We start from the raw sequence: 18,117 nt of genomic DNA, 5'->3' as shown, positions 1-18,117 counted from the left end.
CTGTGATGAATGAGTATGATGTTTTTACAATAACATCATACTCGTGCGGCGGGTAGTCAACAGGCCCATTCTACGCTCGGGTGAGCAAAGGAGAACGTATGCAACGTATTACCGTGACGCTGGATGAAGAGCTGCTGCGCGAGGTGGATGCCTTGATGCAGCAGCGTGGCTATCAGAACCGTTCCGAGGCCATTCGAGACCTGACCCGCAGCGGGTTGACTCAGGCCAAGGAAGAGGTCGCGCCGGATGCCCCGTGCATGGGGGCTTTGGTATATGTCTACGACCATGCGGCACGGGAGCTTTCCAAACGGCTGACCCGGCACTCCCACGACCACCACGACCTCACGCTGTCGACGCTGCATGTGCATATCAATCATGACAGCTGCCTGGAAGTGGCGCTGCTCAAAGGGCAGGGGAGTGCCCTGAAGCAGTTTGCCGACGAAGTGACCTCGTCACGCAGCGTACGCCATGGGCAGCTGGTACTGATTCCTGGCGAATAAGGGGCAGGGAAACGGCCACAAAAAAGGCGGCCCGCAGGCCGCCTGGATGACGATGGCTTACGCTCAGTGGTGAACGCCGCCTTCGCCGTGCACGTGTCCGTGCTGAACTTCTTCTTCGCTTGCTTCACGAACGGTAGCAATCTCAACGTCGAAGTTCAGGTGCTGACCTGCCAGCGGATGGTTGCCATCCACGACGACGGTGTCACCTTCCACTTTCGTGACGGTGACCATCAGCGGGCCGCCCTGGGTCTGGGCCTGGAACTGCATGCCCGGCTCGATGCTCTCGACGCCCTGGAAGGCATCGCGAGGAACTTCCTGCATCAGCTGCTCCTGAACTTCACCGTAACCCTCGGCAGGGGCTACCTTGACGTTCAGTTTGTCGCCTGCGGCGCGGCCTTCCAGCTCTTTTTCCAGGCCCGGGATGATGTTACCGGCACCGTGGAGGTAGGTAAGCGGCTCACGGCCTTCGGAACTGTCCAGCACTTCACCTGCATCGTTGGTCAGAGTGTAGTGAAACGCGACAACCGAGTTTTGCGCAATTTGCATTGAATAACCTTTCGGTGAGTGCATGTCCCAACATGGTAACGCGTGTGGGCTGGCTTGTCAGGGGGTAAGCCGGGTTTTTAACCCCCACGCCTTTGGCACTATTGCGCCCGGCAGTGACCAGCGATACCCTACCTTTACCCTTTTTCCATAAGCTAACGAAGTGTGATCGGAGCTTGATATGACTGTTTTCCTGATTTGGGTGGTAGCCTTCGTGCTGATCGCCTACTTTGCCAACAAGCGTTGGGACAATGGCTTTAGCCAAGGGCTGGACAAGTTGTTGCCCGGTGTCTTGAAGACCCATGGCGAGAATCGCCACTTGTGGGTAGCGGCCATTGCGATCCTGGGGGCCACCACACTGGTGCGTCCGGTCGATATTCTGCTGGTGGCTCTGCTGCTGGCGTTGATCGGATTCATCGTGTTCAAGCTGGCCAACTGGGCCAGCAACAAGGTGACTCACTAACCCTGCCCAATGGGTGGCATGTGCTGTACCCAGCCACCCGTTGTTCACGAATGGCCTGAAATGGCTTGAAGCAGACATGAAAAAGCCCGTCCACTCTGGTGGACGGGCTTTTTTTTCGAGACCGCACTTTTGCAGGCGCTGGTCAGCCATGACCCGCGCGGGTGCGAGGAGCGATCAGTAGGGGGCAACGCTCAGATTGGCGCCGCTGCCAATCAGGCGCACACGCTGGCCAGCCTGGAACTGACGGTCGGCACGTTGAACGACGACCACATCGGTACCGTCGTCACGACGCACTTCCATTTCCAGCGCATTGACGCGGTTGACGCGGTCTTCTGCCGCCGTGCCTGCTACGGCACCGCCCAGCGCGCCTGCCACGGTGGCCAGTTGGCGACCTGTGCCACCGCCCACCTGGTTGCCCAGAATGCCGCCAATCACGGCGCCACCGCCACCGCCCAGCAGGTTGCCGGTACGGCTATCGGCTTGAATCTGTACCGGACGAACGGCCACGATGGTGCCATAGCTGACGCTCTGGCCCGTCTGCGCCTGGTTGCCGCGGTACACATCGCCCGAGTAGGTGGATGTGTTGGCACAGCCAGCCAGTGTCAGGATGCTCAACGCTGCAACGGGTAGTAAACGTTTCATTCAAACCTCCAGTAAGAATCAGCCCATATGGCTGTGAACGTCCGCAGATCAATGCGTGCGTATCATTATAGAACGGCGTTCGCTAAAAGATAACCAAAGCGTACGCTTTTGACCAGCCGTTTGGAAAAAAGGTCACAAAGTAGAGTGTAGACAGGCATTAAGAAAGCAGTGTGCAAAAAATCGACAGGCCATTAAGCACGCCGCAAAAAACACCACGGGGAGCCGTGGCTCCCCGTGGTGCGTTGCAGTGGCTGTGTGTTTAGCCAAACTGGTTCATGGTGTTGTCCTTGCCGCCGGCTTTCAGCGCAGCCTCACCATGGAAGAACTCCTTGTGATCGTCGCCGATGTTGGAGCCTGCCATGTCCTGGTGCTTGACCGTGGCGATCCCCTGGCGAATTTCCTGACGCTGGACGCCTGCCACGTAGGCCAGCATGCCTTCGTCGCCGAAGTAGCCCTTGGCCAGGTTGTCGGTAGACAGCGCCGCCGTGTGGTAGGTGGGCAGGGTGATCAGGTGGTGGAAGATACCCGCTTCGCGCGCCCCGTCACGCTGGAAGTTGCGAGTCCACTCATCGGCCAGCTGCCCCAGCTCGGTGTTGTCGTATTCGACGCTCATCAGCTTGTCGCGCTGGTAGGCCGATACGTCCTTGCCCTCTTTCTCCCAGGAATCGAAGACCTGCTGGCGGAAGTTCAGCGTCCAGTTGAAGGAGGGCGAGTTGTTGTACACCAGCTTGGCGTCCGGCACGACTTCGCGGATGCGGTTCACCATGCTGGCGATCTGGCCCACATGGGGCTTCTCGGTTTCGATCCACAGCAGGTCGGCACCGTTTTGCAGGCTGGTGATACAGTCCAGGATCACGCGGTCTTCGCCGGTGCCTGGCTTGAACTGGTAGAGGCCAGAAGCCAACCGTTTGGGCTTGACCAGCTTGCCGTTCTGCTTGATGACCACGTCGCCGTTGTTGATGTCCGAGGCGTTATCGATGACATCGCCATCCAGGAAGCTGTTGTACTGGTCGCCCAGGTCGCCTGGCTCATTGGTGACGGCGATCTTCTGGGTCAAACCAGCGCCCAGCGAGTCGGTACGAGCCACGATGACGCCATCTTCGACGCCCAGCTCCAGAAAGGCGTAACGTACGGCGTTGATCTTGGCCAGGAAGTCTTCATGGGGCACGGTGACCTTGCCGTCCTGGTGACCGCACTGCTTCTCGTCGGATACCTGGTTTTCGAGCTGAATGCAGCAGGCGCCCGCCTGAATGAATTTCTTGGCCAGCAGGTACGTGGCTTCGGCGTTACCAAACCCGGCATCGATGTCGGCAATGATCGGCACGATATGGGTTTCGTAGTTGTCGATCTTGCTGATCAGCTCTTTTTCTTTGGCGTTGTCGCCTGCGGCCTTGGCATCGTCCAGGGCACGGAACAGGTGGTTGAGTTCCCAGGCATCGGCCTGCTTGAGGAAGGTGTAGAGTTCCTCGATCAGGTTGGCCACCGAGGTTTTCTCATGCATGGACTGGTCGGGCAGTGGGCCAAACTCGGAGCGCAGGGCTGCCACCATCCAGCCTGAAAGGTACAGGTAGCGACGCTTGGTGGTGCCAAAATGCTTCTTGATGGAAATCAGCTTCTGCTGGCCGATGAAGCCGTGCCAGCAACCCAGCGATTGGGTGTACTGGGAGGTGTCGGCATCGTAGGCGGCCATGTCGTCACGCATGATCTTGGCGGTGTAACGAGCAATGTCCAGGCCGGTATGGAAGCGGTTCTGGGCACGCATGCGAGCGGCGTATTCAGGTTTGATCGCTGACCACTTGCCGCCTTGGGCTTCGCGCAGTTGGGCCATGGCTTTGATATCGTCGAGCAGTCCTGACATGAGCTGATTCCTCCAGGGTTATCGTCGTTCGCAGGCTAGCTTGTTGTTATGCTGCACCTGCGAGATAGCGTTCAGCATTGTGCAATTTTGCGGCGCTGTCTCTAGGCCAATCGTCTCTCAGTAAAACGTCGTGCCTCGGCGCTTGGCGTCACACAGCGACATGGCGTAAGAGCTGAGAGCCAACGTCGCTGCAGTGCAATAACTATCGGTCAGACAGCTGCATTCAACAATTGTCACTTCGGGGCAGGGGGCGTTGTAGTCCGACGACATCGACTACGTCGAACGCCCTGTTTGTGTAGTCGTTTTTCGCCTGTTGGACGCAAAAAAAAAGCGCCGCTGTCTCAGCGGCGCTATAACGCGTGTTCGATGGCCTGGTGGCGGGTTAGAGCACCAGGGTCATCTCGCGGTGGGGGATGCCGGCATCCATGAAGACCTCGCCATGGGCTACGAAGCCTAAACGCTCATAGAAGGCGAGGGCGTGTAGCTGGGCGCTGAGGGCCGCGTGGCGATGGCCTGCCTCGCGGGCAGCGGCGATGGCAGCCTCCATGAGTCGATAGCCGATGCCCGTGCCTCGTGCACTGCTCAACACCGCTACGCGACCAATATGGCCGTCGGGCAACAGGCGCGCCGTACCGACCGGCTCGTCATTCAGCGTGGCCAGGAAGTGCAGGCATTCGCCATCCCGGCCATCCCACTCCTCTTCCTGAGGAACCTGCTGCTCATCGATGAAGACCACGCGGCGAATCAACGACGCCGCGTCGCCCAGCGCATGCCAGTCGCCTTGTTGCACGGTGGTGGCTGTGTTCACGCCTTACTCCTCGTCGTCTTCACCCATGAAGCCCAGGCTGCCGCTATTGATCAGCTGCGTGAGCAGCGCCGCAGCACCGTTCAGCTCCAGCACCTCATCGTACATGGGCTCCGGGTCGGCGACCCGCTTGGCCAGCGCTTCCGAGCAGGCGTGCCCATCGCCATCCACGAACAGCGTGGTGCCAGCGGCATCGCTGCGCCAGGCAAAGCGCGAGCCCGGCATATGGAACAGCGGCTCGCCCTGTTGTAACTGAGCAACAAGCGCTGCCTCGTCCAGCGGCTCGTCCAGCGGCATCAGCTGGTCGACGTACTTGGGCTGAGTCATGACGCGGCCAAACCACTGGGCCATCTGCTCCGGTTTGTCCAGCGTCGAGAGGATGAACTGACGCATACGCTCGATGGCGGCGTCGTCCAGCTCGCCCTGATGCTGGGCCGGTGCCATGCCCGCGTCGCTGTAACGCTGGGATTCCGACATCTGCTCGCCCACGTAGTCGGCGTAGGAGGTGATCGCTTCGTCGGCCGAGGGGGCACGAAAACCCACTGAAATGGTCATGCAGTCGTCGGTCTGGCTGACCCCGTGATGCGCCCAGCCCGGCGGCAGGTAGAGCATGTCGCCCGGTGCCAGGGTCCAGTCGGAGTCGGGTTCGATCTCGAAGGTTTCCAGAATACGCAGGTCGATACCCTGTACGATCGGCGCGTTGTCCGGCTGCTTGCCGCCCAGCTGCCAGCGGCGATGGCCGCGGGCCTGCAGCAGAAACACATCGTACTGGTCGATGTGCGGGCCGACGCTGCCGCCGGGGGGCGCATAGCTCACCATGATATCGTCCAGGCGCCAGCGGGGCAGGAAGTCGAACTCGTCCATCAGCGCAGCAATGGAGGGCACGTAGTGGTCGACGGCTTGCACCAGCAGGCTCCAGTGGCCTTCGGGGAGGCGCTCGAAGGTAGCGTCATCGAAGGGGCCGTGGGATACCTGCCAGGGGCCGTCAGGGCCGTTCTCTTCCACCAGCCGCGCTTCCACGCCCGGCTCGCAGGCCAGGCCTGCCAGCTCATCGGGGTCGATGGGGCTGACGAAGTCCGGGATAGCGCCACGAATCAGCAGGGGCTTCTGCTGCCAGTAGTGGGCCAAGAAGTCGGCGGGTGTTAAATCACCCAGCAGGGTGAGTGGCTTATCGTGATGACTCATGGCGTTATCCTGAAGTGAGTGAGCGGCACGGAACGAAACGGCGTGCGTTTATAGGGCCGCAAGCCGTTGCGGAAGGGCTTCGGCCTGCGCCTTCGCATTACCAATATAGCTGGCTGGCGAAAGAGATTTCAGCTCCTGTTTCACATCGTCGGGCAGTGCCAGGGTGTCGATGAAGGCTGCAAAGCCTGCCTGGTCGATCTGCTTGCCGCGGGTCAGCTCCTTGAGCTTCTCGTAGGGCTTCTCGATGCCGTAACGACGCATGACGGTCTGAATGGGTTCGGCCAGCACTTCCCAGCTGTTGTCCAGGTCTTCGGCGAGTCTGGTCGGGTTGGCTTCCAGCTTGCTGATGCCTTTCAGGCTGGCGTGGTAGCCAATCAAGCCGTAAGCCAGGCCGACGCCGAGGTTGCGCAGCACCGTGGAGTCGGTCAGGTCGCGCTGCCAGCGGGAGATCGGCAGCTTCTGGGCCAGATGGCTGAGGATGGCGTTGGCCAGGCCCAGGTTGCCTTCGGAGTTTTCGAAGTCGATGGGGTTGACCTTGTGCGGCATGGTGGAGGAGCCGATTTCGCCCTCGACGGTGCGCTGCTTGAAGTAGCCCAACGAAATGTATCCCCACACGTCACGATCGAAATCGATCAGGATGGTGTTGTAGCGGCACAGGGAGTCGAACAGCTCGGCAATGTAGTCGTGGGGTTCGATTTGCGTGGTGTAGGGGTTGAAGCTCAGTCCCAGCCCTTCCACGAACGTGCGCGCATTGGCTTCCCAGTCGATATCCGGGTAGGTGGTCAGGTGAGCGTTGTAGTTGCCCACGGCGCCGTTGATCTTGCCTAGAATCTCGACGCTTTCGATCTGCTTGAGCTGGCGCTTGAGGCGGTAGGCCACGTTGGCCATTTCCTTGCCCAAGGTGGTGGGGCTCGCCGTCTGACCGTGGGTGCGCGACAGCATGGGCTGGCCAGCGTGGGCGATGGCCAGCTTGCCGATTTCATCGGCCACTTCATGCAGGGTAGGCAGCATGGCTTTCAGGCCATCGGCCAGCATGACCCCGTAGGAGAGGTTGTTGATGTCCTCGGAGGTGCAGGCAAAGTGGATGAATTCGGTGACCGCATGCAGCTCGGCCTGATCGGCAATCTTCTCCTTGAGGAAGTATTCGACCGCCTTGACGTCGTGATTGGTGGTGCGCTCGATCTCCTTGATGCGTTCGGCATCGGCCACTGAAAACTCACGAATCAACTGCTCCAGGAAGGCCGTGGCGGCTGCCGAAAGCGGCGGTACTTCGACGATCTGGCTGTGCTCTGCAAGGCGCTGCAGCCAGCGCACTTCCACGATCACGCGGGCACGGATCAAACCGAATTCGCTGAAGTGTTCACGCAGCGCTGCGGCTTTGGCGCCGTAGCGGCCGTCAACAGGGGAAAGAGCGGTCAAGGCTGAGAGTTGCATGGCTTGGTTTCCAGGTTGGTCGAGAGTCAGTGATCGAGAGTCGGTGGTCGAACATCAGTGGTTGGGGGCGTCAGGCTGGCGAGACAGCGTTTGTCTAGCCCAGCTCATCCAGAGCGCGGCGCAAGGCCTTGCGCTGAAACACCAGTTTCCAGCGCCGGCCACCCTGCTGGTGCCACAGCAGCGCAAAGCGGATACCGGCCATGAGACAGGCGCGTACGCGTTCGGGCATCATGCGGGTCTGCAAGAGCGAGGGGTCACCCTGTACCACGATGCGGGTCTTTAGCGTGGAGAGGGTTTCCTGATAGGTTTCCCCCAGGCTTGCAATCACGTTTTCGTGGGTCGTGCCGAAGTGCTCTGCCTGCCCCTGCACGTGGGTGAGTTTCTGGCCCAGCAGGTCCATCATGGCCGTGTCGTTACGCAGCTTGTTCATCAACAGCAGCAGTGAAAAGCCGTAGCGCAGCACCACCGGGTTGGCCTGCTTGCGGCCTACCAGGGCTTCCAGCGTTTCGAGCCCCCGGCGCAGGTTATTGGGATGGCCGCCGTAAATGGCTTCGAAGCTTTCGGGGTTGGTATCCACCGTGGCATGAATCAGCGTATCCCAGGCGCGGGTGTCTACCTGCCCGGTGCGGGCCAGTTCGTCCACCAGGCTGGCGGCCTGAAAGACCCCGGCCAGGGCCAAGGCCTGGCGCGCTGCCGGAGAGTCGGGAGCACGATGAATGGGGGTGGCGCTCATGCCGCGGCCTCCGTGGTGTTCCAGGTGGCGCGAATCACGCCGCCGCCCAGACAGATGTCGTTGTCGTAGAGCACCAGCGATTGGCCGGGCGTCACGGCCCACTGCGGGTCATCGAAGATGACTTCGACGCTGCCGTCGGCCTGAGCGCGGATCTCGCAGGGGCAGTCGCTCTGGCGATAGCGCGTCTTGGCGGTAAACCGGCCCTGCTGCGCAGGTGGCTCGCCTGCTACCCAGTCCATCGCTTCGGTGGCCAGGGCATTGGTATACAGCAGGGCGTGCTGCTTGCCTTGCACGGCGATCAGTACGTTGCGCGTCAGGTCCTTGCCTGCCACGTACCAGGGGTCTTCGGGGTAGTTGGCCAGTCCACCAATTCCCAGGCCCTGGCGCTGGCCGAGGGTGTAGTACATCAACCCCATATGTTGACCAATCACATCGCCTTCCGGTGTTTCGATGGTGCCTGGCTGGGCGGGCAGGTACTGCTGCAGGAAATCACGAAAGCGACGCTCACCGATGAAGCAGATGCCGGTGGAGTCCTTTTTCTTGGCCGTCACCAGGTCGTGTTGTTCGGCCAGGGCGCGCACGGCGGGTTTCTCCAGCTCGCCGACGGGGAACAGCGTACGCGCAATGGCCGCTTCAGGTACGGCATGCAGGAAATAGCTCTGATCCTTGTTGGCATCCAACCCCTTGAGCAGCCGTGGTCGACCTGCGCGCTCGCCCTGGCGCACGTAGTGGCCGGTCGCGATCTTGTCGGCGCCGAGCATTTCGGCGTACTCCAGGAACACCTTGAACTTGATTTCCCGGTTACACAGGATGTCCGGATTGGGAGTGCGCCCCGCCTTGTATTCGGCCAGGAAATGCTCGAACACGTTGTCCCAATATTCAGCGGCGAAGTTGGCCGTATGCAGTTTGATGCCCAGCTTGGCACAGACCGCTTCTGCGTCGGCCAGGTCTTCCTTGGCAGTGCAGTATTCGGTGCCGTCGTCTTCATCCCAGTTCTTCATGAACAGGCCTTCGACTTCGTACCCCTGCTGAAGCAGCAGCAGAGCCGAGACGGATGAATCGACGCCTCCCGACATGCCCACGATGACCTTGCCAGTGGCGTGAGCGGCGGTGTCGGGGGTGGCCTGGGTAGCGGTGCCATGGGTGGATGTCATGGGCATCCTCTGTTGAAGTGGTATGCAAGTGGGCGGCGATTATACACGATGGGAGCCGGATGCTTCGAGTGCTTCACTCGCGGATCACGTCCAGCGAGTAGTGGCGACCTGCCAGGGCATCGTCGATACGCTGGAGCACCAGCGGGCTGCGTAGCCGACGCTCGCTGGCCAGCGTGGCGATCTCGGCGCGGGTCAACCAGTGGGTGGCCAGTATGTCGTTATCCAGCGGTGTGCCGAGCGAGTGGCGCGGCGTGGCCACGAAGCCGTGGCTGTGAAAGGTATCGCCCTGTTCGGTATGCAGCACGTAGAGGCCCAGGTAGCCGGTGAGTGAAACGTGCCAGGCGGTCTCTTCCCGAACTTCGCGAAGCATGGCGGCCATCGGGCCTTCACCCAGTTCGATATGGCCCGCGGGCTGGTTGAACAGCGTCAGCGGGCCACCCTTGTCCTCTTCGACCATCAGGAAGCGCTCCCCTTCGCGAATCACGCAGGCCACCGTGCTGCGAATGATCGGGCGGCTCATCGCGGCTTTCTCCGAGTTGGGCGGGTGCGTGCCGTTTTGGCCGGTGCCTGACGCGGCGCGTGGAGGGTTTCCTTGCGCCACTCGCCGGGCGCCAGCCCCTCCAGCCGCCAAGGCCCAATGGCCGCGCGTATCAGGCGCAGGGTAGGGAAGCCTACCTCCGCCGTCATGCGGCGTACCTGGCGGTTGCGGCCTTCACTGATGGTCAGCTCCAGCCAGCTGGTCACCGGGTGCCGTTTGGGGTCGACGGCGGGGGTTCGTTCAGGCAGGTCGGGGGGCGCCATGCGCCGCGCCTTGGCGGGCAGTGTCGGGCCATCCTTGAGCATCAGCCCGGAGCGCAACCCGTGAAGGGCGTCGTCGGTGAGCTGGCCTTCCAGCTGTACCCAATAGGTCTTGGGCTGCTTGTGGCGAGGGTGGGCAATGCGGTGAATCAAGGCACCATCATCGCTGAGCAGCAGCAGGCCTTCGGAGTCGTAATCCAGCCGACCTGCGGCGTAGATCCCGGGCACGCTGATCACGTCGGCCAGGGTGGCGCGGCCTTCCCGGTCGGTAAACTGGGAAAGCATTCGGTAGGGCTTGTGCAGTAAATATAGCGTGCTCATGGTCTCGAATAGCAGGTCAGTTGATTTGTCGACAATCGCTCATGCGATTAAAGTGCAGCGCTGGTATACTCCGGCGCAGCCGTTTGAGATGTACCGGCGTCGTTTTACCACCGAGTGACCATAGGGGCAGCGCATACAGGATGCTCCACCCGCTTCGCGGCAAGGCTATTCGTTGTATGAGCCGCGTAGCTCAGGATTTTTTATAATCACAGCGACTGAAAAGAAGAGGTTAACGCAAAATGTCTAAAACGCCGAAGATCATTTATACGCTCACCGATGAAGCTCCTGCGCTCGCTACCTACTCCTTGTTACCGATTATTGATGCCTTCACCGACTCGGCCGGTGTCGAAGTGGAAACCCGCGATATCTCTCTGGCGGCGCGTGTCCTGGCGCAGTTCCCGGACGTATTGAGCGACGAACAGCGGGTCAGCGATGACCTGGCAGAGCTGGGCCAGCTGGCCACCACGCCGGAAGCCAACATCATCAAGCTGCCCAACATCAGTGCGTCTGGCCCGCAGCTGAAAGCGACCATCAAAGAGCTGCAGAGCCAGGGTTACCCGCTGCCCGAGTATCCTGAAGAGCCCAAGAACGACGAAGAAGCCTCCATCAAGGCGCGTTACGACAAGGCCAAGGGCAGTGCCGTCAACCCGGTTCTGCGTGAAGGCAACTCTGACCGCCGTGCGCCGAAGTCGGTCAAGAACTACGCCCGCAAGTACCCGCATCGCATGGGTGCCTGGAGCGCCGACTCCAAATCCCACGTCGCTCACATGAGCGAAGGCGATTTCTACGGCAGCGAACAGTCGGCGGTCATGGAAAAAGCGGGCACGTTGAAGATCGAACTGCAGCAGAAAGATGGCGGCAGCGTCGTGCTGAAAGAGGGCCTGGCGGTAAAAGCAGGCGAAGTCATCGACGCTGCCAGCATGAGCAGCCGTCGTCTGCGCAGCTTCATCGCCAGCCAGATCAGCGATGCCCAGCAAAGCGGTGTGCTGTTCTCGCTGCACCTGAAGGCCACCATGATGAAGGTGTCCGACCCGATCATGTTCGGCATCGTGGTCGAAGAGTTCTACAAGGACGTGCTGGAGAAGCATGCCGAAGCGCTGAAGAGCGCAGGCTTCAACCCGAACAGCGGTATCGGTGACCTGTACAGCGCCATCGAGAAGCTGCCCGGCGACCAGCAGGAGGCCATCAAGGCCGACGTGGATGCGCTCTACCAGCAGCGTCCCGCCATGGCCATGGTCAACTCCCACAAAGGCATCACCAACCTGCACGTGCCCAGCGATGTCATCATCGATGCTTCCATGCCAGCGATGATCCGCGATTCCGGCAAGATGTGGAACGCCAACGACGAGCTGCAGGATACCAAGGCAGTGATCCCGGACCGCTGCTACGCCACCATCTACCAGGCGGTGATCGAGGACTGCAAGCAGCACGGTGCCTTCGACCCCACCACCATGGGCAGCGTGCCCAACGTGGGTCTGATGGCCCAGAAAGCCGAAGAGTACGGTTCTCACGACAAGACCTTCCAGATGCCTGCCGATGGCACCGTAGTGGTGACCGACGACGCAGGCCAGACGCTGTTCAGCCACAGCGTGGAAGCCGGCGATATCTGGCGCATGTGCCAGACCAAAGATGCGCCGATCCAGGACTGGGTCAAGCTGGCCGTTACCCGTGCCCGCGCCAGCGGTGCTCCGGCACTGTTCTGGCTGGACGCCAACCGCGCTCACGATGCGCAGCTGATCAAGAAGGTCGAGGCCTACCTGAAAGAGCACGACACGGCGGGTCTGGATATCCGTATCCTGGCGCCGGTCGATGCCATGAAGGTTTCCCTGGAGCGTATCCGCAAGGGCGAAGACACCATCTCCGTCACCGGTAACGTGCTGCGCGACTACCTCACCGACCTGTTCCCGATCATGGAGCTGGGCACCAGCGCCAAGATGCTCTCTATCGTGCCGCTGATGAACGGCGGCGGTCTGTTCGAGACCGGCGCGGGCGGCTCTGCACCGAAGCACGTTCAGCAGTTCCTGGAAGAGAACCACCTGCGTTGGGACTCGCTGGGCGAGTTCCTGGCGCTGGCTGCCTCGCTGGAGCACCTGGGCAGCACCTTCGGCAACGCCCGTGCATCTCTGCTGGCCAAGGCGCTGGACGAGGCCAACGGCAAGTTCCTCGACAGCAACAAGTCGCCATCGCGTAAAGTGGGCGAGCTGGATAACCGTGGCAGCCACTTCTACCTGGCAATGTATTGGGCAGAAGCACTGGCTGCTCAGGACCAGGACGCCGAACTGAAATCCCTGTTTGGCCGTCTGGCCGAGACGCTGCAAGCCAACGAGAGCGCCATCGTCGATGAGCTGAACAGCGTGCAGGGGCAGCCGGTGGATATCCAGGGATACTTCCACCCCAACGGTGAGCTGGCCAGCCAGGCCATGCGCCCGAGCAAGACCCTCAACGACGCGCTGGCCATGGTGTCCAAGGGCTGATCATGCGCTGAGCCGTCGCGCTTCAACGGCTGATCGATCCCTCGCCCGCCTTGCGGGCGAGGGTTTTTTATTCTCTCCTGTGTGATAATTTTTTACCTTTCATGAACCCTTGTTGATGGCAGGCGTCTTATACATAGGTGTACAGTCTGTAGAAGCCTGGACTGTAAAAGCCTCGTCTTTGAATTGATCCAAGGCCCTGACTGTCAGCAGCAAGAAGATGATGCACGTGACTTATGCCTAATACACACCCTCTGGACGTGACAGCGACTCTGCATGCAGGCATGACGCGTCCTGGTATGCCCGAGTACGAAGATGACCTGGCCGTACAGCCCGCCGAGCCTGCGCTGGCCCAGCCGCCTCTGTACAAGGTAGTGCTGCATAATGACGACTACACGCCGATGGAATTCGTCGTCGAAATACTGCAGGGCTTTTTCAATATGGATAATGAAAAAGCCGTACAAGTGATGTTGGCGGTGCATACCCAGGGGAAGGCAACCTGCGGCATCTTTACCCGCGACATTGCAGAAACGAAGAGTTATCAGGTGAATGAGTATGCCCGTGAGTGCGAGCACCCGCTGATGAGCGACATCGAGGCTGCGGATTGATCATGCTGCACCGCATGCAGCGTTGAAAAAAAGTAGCCTTGGGGCTTGCAACCACACCATTTGTACCCGATGTTGAAAGTGCCGGTCGATTAAACTGATCCGACGCAAGCCCTAGGTGGCGACATGCCCTAGGTAGTAGCGAAAAGGGGACTGCCATGCTGAGCAAAGAACTTGAACTGACCCTGAACACGGCCTTCACCGTGGCTCGCTCGAAGCGCCACGAATTCATGACCGTCGAACATCTGCTCCTGGCACTGCTGGACAATGCCTCGGCGGTCGATGTACTGAAGGCGTGCGGGGCAAACCTCGACAAGCTGCGGTCCGATCTGCAGGATTTCATCAACTCGACCACGCCGCTGATCCCGGAAGGGCAGGGCGACCGCGAAACGCAGCCTACGCTTGGTTTCCAGCGTGTGCTGCAGCGTGCCGTATTCCACGTCCAATCCTCGGGCAAGAGCGAAGTGACCGGCGCCAACGTGCTGGTGGCGATTTTCTCCGAGCAGGAGAGCCAGGCGGTCTATTTCCTCAAGCAGCAGAGCGTTGCGCGGGTAGATGCCGTCAATTACATCGCTCACGGCATTTCCAAAGTGTCGGGTCACGGTCCATCGCCATCACCTTCTTCACAAGAGAGCGATGATGCCGAGGAGGGCAGTGCCGAAGGGGCGGCCCATCCGCTGACCGGCTATGCCACCAACCTCAACGAGCAGGCGCGCCAGGGCAAGATCGATCCGCTGATCGGTCGTGACCACGAGCTCGAGCGCGTCGTGCAGATTCTGGCTCGTCGTCGCAAGAACAACCCGCTGCTGGTGGGTGAGGCGGGCGTGGGCAAGACGGCCATTGCCGAAGGGCTGGCCAAGCGTATCGTCGAAGAAGACGTACCGGACGTGATCGCCGATGCCGTCGTCTACTCCCTCGACATGGGCGCACTGCTGGCGGGAACCAAATACCGCGGCGACTTCGAAAAACGCTTGAAGAGCCTGCTGGGCGAGCTGCGCAAGCAGCCCAATGCCATTCTGTTCATCGATGAGATTCACACGGTGATCGGCGCAGGAGCAGCGTCCGGTGGCGTCATGGATGCCTCCAACCTGTTGAAGCCGCTGCTCTCGTCGGGCGAACTGCGCTGCATCGGTTCGACCACCTTCCAGGAGTTCCGCGGCATCTTCGAAAAAGACCGTGCCCTGGCGCGTCGCTTCCAGAAGGTCGATGTGCTGGCGCCCTCGGTGGAAGATACCATCAAGATTCTCAAGGGGCTGCGTTCGCGCTTCGAAGAGCATCACGAGCTGAAGTACACCGACGGTGCGCTGGAAAGTGCCGCTCGTCTGGCGGATCGCTACATCAATGATCGTCATCTGCCCGACAAGGCCATCGATGTCATCGACGAGGCTGGTGCGCATCAGCGCATGCTGCCGCCGGAAGTGCGTGCCAAAACCATCGATGTGGAGCAGGTCGAAGCCGTGGTGGCGTCGATTGCCCGCATACCGCCCAAGAGCGTGTCGAGTTCGGATCGTAAACTGCTCGAGAAGTTGGATCGCGACCTGAAAATGCTGGTATTCGGCCAGGACGAAGCCATCGATACGCTGTCGGCCGCCATCAAGCTGTCGCGCGCCGGGCTGAAATCTCCTGACAAACCGGTGGGCAGCTTCCTGTTCGCTGGCCCGACCGGCGTGGGCAAGACGGAAGTGGCCAAGCAGCTGGCGCACATCATGGGGATCGAGCTGGTACGCTTCGACATGTCCGAGTACATGGAGCGTCATACGGTGTCGCGTCTGATTGGCGCACCTCCCGGCTACGTGGGATATGACCAGGGTGGCTTGTTGACCGAGGCCGTCACCAAACAGCCGCACTGCGTGCTGCTGCTCGATGAGATCGAAAAGGCGCATCCTGAAGTCTTCAACCTGCTGCTGCAGGTCATGGATCACGGTCGCCTCACCGACAACAACGGGCGCGAAGCCGATTTCCGCCATGTCATCCTGATCATGACGTCCAACGCAGGGGCCGAGCAGGCGTCACGGCGCTCCATTGGCTTCCAGAGTCAGGATCACTCCACCGATGCCATGGAGGTCATCCGCCGTACTTTCTCACCCGAGTTCCGCAACCGCCTGGACGGCATCATTCAGTTCCATGCTTTGCCGACCTCGGTGGTACGCAACGTCGTCGACAAGTTCCTGATCGAGCTACAGGCGCAGTTGGACGAGAAACGTGTGCAGCTGGACGTGGACGATATCGCCCGCGACTGGCTGGCAGAGAAAGGCTATGACCCGGACATGGGTGCCCGTCCGATGGCTCGCTTGATTCAGGAGAAGCTCAAGAAGCCGTTGGCCGAGATGATCCTGTTTGGCGAGTTGGCCGAGCAGGGAGGCATCGTACATGTCAGTCTGGAGGAGGGGGAACTGCATCTCTCCACCGAGACGGAGATGGCGGACGCGCCCTGACGGGCGCGGTTCCTACGACACGCAGCGCCCTGTCTTCGACGGGGCGTTGTCGTTTTTAGCGAGCGGCGCATTACGGTAAAGCGCGATGCAGTACGGCACTATACGGCGCTACCGTGGCAGTACGGCAAGTGCGGTACAGCCTGCAGAGAAAGGCAGGGGGGTAAAGCGCAGGCAAGAAACTGCGTTGCCTGCAGGCGATTAGCGCGAGCGATAAACGATGCGGCCTTTGGAGAGGTCGTAGGGCGTCAGTTCGACCTTGACCTTGTCGCCGGTCAGGATGCGGATGTAGTTTTTACGCATCTTGCCAGAGATGTGGGCAGTGACCACATGGCCGTTTTCCAGCTCTACACGGAACATGGTGTTGGGAAGGGTATCGACAATAACGCCTTCCATTTCAATATGATCTTCGCGTGCCATATTAGGCAGATCCTCACTTTTTTACGTCGTGGTTGGTCAGAAATTCACTCATCGCGCATCGGCAAACGCCGAGGCGCTCAGGAACAGCGCTATATTGTGCCGTAAGCCTGGCGTCAAGGCAAAAAAGCTGGCCTGTTTAGCGAATCAAAGGCCGCCAATGACGCCCGTCCAGCACCTCGATGGGTGAGAATGCCTGCTTGTAGCGCATTTTGCGGCACTCCTCGATCCAGTAGCCCAGGTAAAGGTGCGGCAACTGTCTGCTTTCACAAAGCGCGATGAGCTGCAGGATGGCGTAGGTACCCAGCGAGCGTTTCTCCAACGCGTCATCCACTTTGAAAAACGTGTAAATGGCCGACAAGCCGTGCTCCAGCTGATCGAACGCGGCCACGGCCACCAGCTCATCCTCGAGGCGCAGCTCCATCAGATGGGCGTAGGGCTCCTGCAGCGTCAGGAAAGTACGGTACTGGTCACGACTGGGCGGGTACATGTCGCCGTCGGCATGGCGCAACCGAATGTAATCGGCGTACAGCGCGTAGTGGCCGGGGTCGAAGTGGGCGGGCATGACGCGCACCGTGATATCCGTATTACGTTGCCAAACCTTGCGCTGGGTGCGGTTGGGCTTGAAGCCGTTGACCGGAATGCGCACCGAACGACATGCATTGCAGCCTTCGCAGTGTGGGCGGTACAAGTGTCGCCCGCTGCGACGAAACCCTAGCAGAGATAGCGAGTCGTATACCCCGGGTACAGGCGACTCCTGTGGGTCGAGAAACAGCGTGGTCGCTTCCTTGTCGGGAAGGTAGCTGCAGGCATGAGGAACGGTCAGGAAGAAGCGCAGATCCCGCACGGGGCGGCGAGGAGCGTTACTACTCACGGCTTGCCTCCTTGAGTTGACAGTGACGCCGTCATCTCGCCTCGATGGCATTCGGCAGCGCATCAAGCCAGGGCGAGGCGGGCACGACAGGCGTCTGATAAGGGGTTGAGGGTAAGCAGAATGTTTTTTCCGGTAACCACTGTTCAAGATAGTTGATGAACGTGCGGCGAGCGACTGTTGTTGCGCCCAGGCTGGCCAAGTGGGGGGTGTGCATCTGGCAATCGATCAACTGGCCGCCACGGGACTGCATGGCATATGCCAGGTGGGCGAGAGCGATCTTGGAGCCATCGGGCACGCGCGAGAACATGGATTCGCCGAAGAACACCGGCCCCATGGCCAGGCCATACAGGCCACCCACCAAGTGCCCGTCCTGATGTACCTCGATGCTATGGGCGATGCCCAGAGTATGCAGGGTGTGATACGCGTGGCGCATCTCGGCATTGATCCAGGTGCCGGGTTCGCCCCGGCGCGGCGCCGCGCAGGCATCCAGCACGGCTAAAAAGTGTTGATCCCGCGTCACACTGAAGCCACCATGGCGCAGGCGTTTAGCTAAGCTGCGACGTAGCTTAAACTGTGCAGGCAACAGCACCATGCGTGGGTCCGGGCTCCACCACAAAATGGGGTCGTCATCGCTGTACCAGGGAAAAATACCCTTTCGGTAAGCCTCGACCAGCCACGCTGGTGTAAGCTCTCCACCGGCAGCCAGCAGGCCGTTGGGTGACGCCAATGCCTGCTCGGTCGACGGGAAAAAGGGGGTTGGCGAGGAGAGCCAGGGTAGCATCGCTTGCTCCTGTGACGAGTAGCTTGATTAGAAGCGCTGTGACGGCGGAAGGATGCTCGGTATGATGCAAACTCGCAAGTGGATTAAAGACACCAATGTGG

18 protein-coding genes are annotated in these 18,117 nt (G+C 60.4%); 5 read left to right on the top strand and 13 right to left on the bottom strand.

All coding sequences use genetic code 11. The annotated features are described in order from the left end of the window. Window positions 1-98 precede the first annotated feature (98 nt). Window positions 99-500 carry a nickel-responsive transcriptional regulator NikR gene (gene nikR, locus IE091_RS11915; protein ID WP_016914504.1) on the top strand — a complete coding sequence of 134 codons (402 nt, stop codon included), beginning with the start codon at window positions 99-101 and terminating at the stop codon, window positions 498-500. Window positions 501-563: 63 nt separating this feature from the next. Here nikR and IE091_RS11910 read toward each other — a convergent pair whose 3' ends face one another. Then, window positions 564-1,046 carry an FKBP-type peptidyl-prolyl cis-trans isomerase gene (locus IE091_RS11910; protein ID WP_081195595.1) on the bottom strand — a complete coding sequence of 161 codons (483 nt, stop codon included), beginning with the start codon at window positions 1,044-1,046 and terminating at the stop codon, window positions 564-566. Window positions 1,047-1,224: 178 nt separating this feature from the next. On the opposite strand from IE091_RS11910, the gene IE091_RS11905 reads away from it, so the two are divergent. Further along, window positions 1,225-1,506 carry a hypothetical protein gene (locus IE091_RS11905; protein WP_039176271.1) on the top strand — a complete coding sequence of 94 codons (282 nt, stop codon included), beginning with the start codon at window positions 1,225-1,227 and terminating at the stop codon, window positions 1,504-1,506. A 174-nt stretch (window positions 1,507-1,680) separates the two neighbouring features. Here the strand turns inward: IE091_RS11905 and IE091_RS11900 are convergent, their stop codons facing one another. From IE091_RS11900 to IE091_RS11860, 9 genes are all read right to left on the bottom strand, one after another. Then, complete coding sequence (locus IE091_RS11900; RefSeq protein WP_039176269.1) at window positions 1,681-2,148, bottom strand: outer membrane lipoprotein; 468 nt, start codon at window positions 2,146-2,148, stop codon at window positions 1,681-1,683. 259 nt (window positions 2,149-2,407) lie between these two features. Then, window positions 2,408-4,006 carry an isocitrate lyase gene (locus IE091_RS11895; RefSeq protein ID WP_189463732.1) on the bottom strand — a complete coding sequence of 533 codons (1,599 nt, stop codon included), beginning with the start codon at window positions 4,004-4,006 and terminating at the stop codon, window positions 2,408-2,410. Window positions 4,007-4,388: 382 nt separating this feature from the next. Then, window positions 4,389-4,814, bottom strand: coding sequence for a GNAT family N-acetyltransferase (locus IE091_RS11890; RefSeq protein WP_039176262.1), 426 nt, complete (start codon window positions 4,812-4,814; stop codon window positions 4,389-4,391). 3 nt (window positions 4,815-4,817) lie between these two features. Continuing rightward, window positions 4,818-5,996, bottom strand: coding sequence for a cupin domain-containing protein (locus tag IE091_RS11885; protein WP_189463731.1), 1,179 nt, complete (start codon window positions 5,994-5,996; stop codon window positions 4,818-4,820). A gap of 48 nt (window positions 5,997-6,044) precedes the next feature. Further along, the gene (purB, locus tag IE091_RS11880) at window positions 6,045-7,430 is read right to left on the bottom strand and encodes an adenylosuccinate lyase (RefSeq protein WP_039176256.1); all 1,386 of its coding nucleotides are present in this window, start codon (window positions 7,428-7,430) and stop codon (window positions 6,045-6,047) included. Window positions 7,431-7,524: 94 nt separating this feature from the next. Beyond that, window positions 7,525-8,163, bottom strand: a complete 639-nt coding sequence (hflD, locus tag IE091_RS11875; protein ID WP_189463730.1) for a high frequency lysogenization protein HflD — start codon at window positions 8,161-8,163, stop codon at window positions 7,525-7,527. After that, window positions 8,160-9,317, bottom strand: a complete 1,158-nt coding sequence (gene mnmA, locus IE091_RS11870) for a tRNA 2-thiouridine(34) synthase MnmA (protein ID WP_189463729.1) — start codon at window positions 9,315-9,317, stop codon at window positions 8,160-8,162. The genes hflD and mnmA overlap by 4 nt, the downstream gene beginning before the upstream one ends. A 73-nt stretch (window positions 9,318-9,390) precedes the next feature. Then, entirely contained in the window at window positions 9,391-9,837 is a 447-nt protein-coding gene (locus IE091_RS11865) for an NUDIX domain-containing protein (RefSeq protein WP_096922593.1), read from the bottom strand. Further along, entirely contained in the window at window positions 9,834-10,436 is a 603-nt protein-coding gene (locus IE091_RS11860; RefSeq protein ID WP_096922594.1) for a pseudouridine synthase, read from the bottom strand. Before IE091_RS11860 ends, IE091_RS11865 begins: the two co-directional genes overlap by 4 nt. 239 nt (window positions 10,437-10,675) lie before the next feature. Here IE091_RS11860 and IE091_RS11855 point away from each other — a divergent pair, with 239 nt between their 5' ends. From IE091_RS11855 to clpA, 3 genes are all read left to right on the top strand, one after another. Further along, entirely contained in the window at window positions 10,676-12,910 is a 2,235-nt protein-coding gene (locus tag IE091_RS11855; RefSeq protein WP_096922595.1) for an NADP-dependent isocitrate dehydrogenase, read from the top strand. Window positions 12,911-13,191: 281 nt separating this feature from the next. Further along, window positions 13,192-13,515, top strand: coding sequence for an ATP-dependent Clp protease adapter ClpS (gene clpS / locus IE091_RS11850; RefSeq protein WP_371317426.1), 324 nt, complete (start codon window positions 13,192-13,194; stop codon window positions 13,513-13,515). A gap of 155 nt (window positions 13,516-13,670) precedes the next feature. After that, window positions 13,671-15,947 carry an ATP-dependent Clp protease ATP-binding subunit ClpA gene (clpA, locus tag IE091_RS11845; protein WP_039176236.1) on the top strand — a complete coding sequence of 759 codons (2,277 nt, stop codon included), beginning with the start codon at window positions 13,671-13,673 and terminating at the stop codon, window positions 15,945-15,947. A 198-nt stretch (window positions 15,948-16,145) separates the two neighbouring features. On the opposite strand, the gene infA is transcribed toward clpA, so the two are convergent. From infA to aat, 3 genes are all read right to left on the bottom strand, one after another. Then, the gene (gene infA, locus IE091_RS11840; protein ID WP_007111068.1) at window positions 16,146-16,364 is read right to left on the bottom strand and encodes a translation initiation factor IF-1; all 219 of its coding nucleotides are present in this window, start codon (window positions 16,362-16,364) and stop codon (window positions 16,146-16,148) included. A gap of 136 nt (window positions 16,365-16,500) precedes the next feature. Beyond that, entirely contained in the window at window positions 16,501-17,235 is a 735-nt protein-coding gene (locus IE091_RS11835; protein ID WP_039176223.1) for an arginyltransferase, read from the bottom strand. 31 nt (window positions 17,236-17,266) lie between these two features. After that, window positions 17,267-18,016 (bottom strand): leucyl/phenylalanyl-tRNA--protein transferase, encoded by a 750-nt coding sequence (gene aat, locus IE091_RS11830; RefSeq protein ID WP_189463728.1) that lies wholly within the window; start codon window positions 18,014-18,016, stop codon window positions 17,267-17,269. Window positions 18,017-18,117: the final 101 nt, after the last annotated feature.

This window comes from Vreelandella hamiltonii (genome assembly GCF_014651775.1).
In the GTDB taxonomy this organism is placed as follows: Bacteria; Pseudomonadota; Gammaproteobacteria; order Pseudomonadales; family Halomonadaceae; genus Vreelandella; species Vreelandella hamiltonii.
This window is presented reverse-complemented; position numbering and strand designations above follow the sequence as displayed.

Coding starts and splice junctions, on each gene's coding strand:
- aat (WP_189463728.1), bottom strand. CDS start 18,016: ATGCTACCCTGGCTCTCCTCGCCAACCCCCTTTTTCCCGTCGACCGAG.
- IE091_RS11905 (WP_039176271.1), top strand. CDS start 1,225: ATGACTGTTTTCCTGATTTGGGTGGTAGCCTTCGTGCTGATCGCCTAC.
- IE091_RS11860 (WP_096922594.1), bottom strand. CDS start 10,436: ATGAGCACGCTATATTTACTGCACAAGCCCTACCGAATGCTTTCCCAG.
- IE091_RS11855 (WP_096922595.1), top strand. CDS start 10,676: ATGTCTAAAACGCCGAAGATCATTTATACGCTCACCGATGAAGCTCCT.
- purB (WP_039176256.1), bottom strand. CDS start 7,430: ATGCAACTCTCAGCCTTGACCGCTCTTTCCCCTGTTGACGGCCGCTAC.
- IE091_RS11900 (WP_039176269.1), bottom strand. CDS start 2,148: ATGAAACGTTTACTACCCGTTGCAGCGTTGAGCATCCTGACACTGGCT.
- clpS (WP_371317426.1), top strand. CDS start 13,192: ATGACGCGTCCTGGTATGCCCGAGTACGAAGATGACCTGGCCGTACAG.
- mnmA (WP_189463729.1), bottom strand. CDS start 9,317: ATGACATCCACCCATGGCACCGCTACCCAGGCCACCCCCGACACCGCC.
- clpA (WP_039176236.1), top strand. CDS start 13,671: ATGCTGAGCAAAGAACTTGAACTGACCCTGAACACGGCCTTCACCGTG.
- IE091_RS11885 (WP_189463731.1), bottom strand. CDS start 5,996: ATGAGTCATCACGATAAGCCACTCACCCTGCTGGGTGATTTAACACCC.
- infA (WP_007111068.1), bottom strand. CDS start 16,364: ATGGCACGCGAAGATCATATTGAAATGGAAGGCGTTATTGTCGATACC.
- IE091_RS11895 (WP_189463732.1), bottom strand. CDS start 4,006: ATGTCAGGACTGCTCGACGATATCAAAGCCATGGCCCAACTGCGCGAA.
- IE091_RS11910 (WP_081195595.1), bottom strand. CDS start 1,046: ATGCAAATTGCGCAAAACTCGGTTGTCGCGTTTCACTACACTCTGACC.
- IE091_RS11865 (WP_096922593.1), bottom strand. CDS start 9,837: ATGAGCCGCCCGATCATTCGCAGCACGGTGGCCTGCGTGATTCGCGAA.
- hflD (WP_189463730.1), bottom strand. CDS start 8,163: ATGAGCGCCACCCCCATTCATCGTGCTCCCGACTCTCCGGCAGCGCGC.
- nikR (WP_016914504.1), top strand. CDS start 99: ATGCAACGTATTACCGTGACGCTGGATGAAGAGCTGCTGCGCGAGGTG.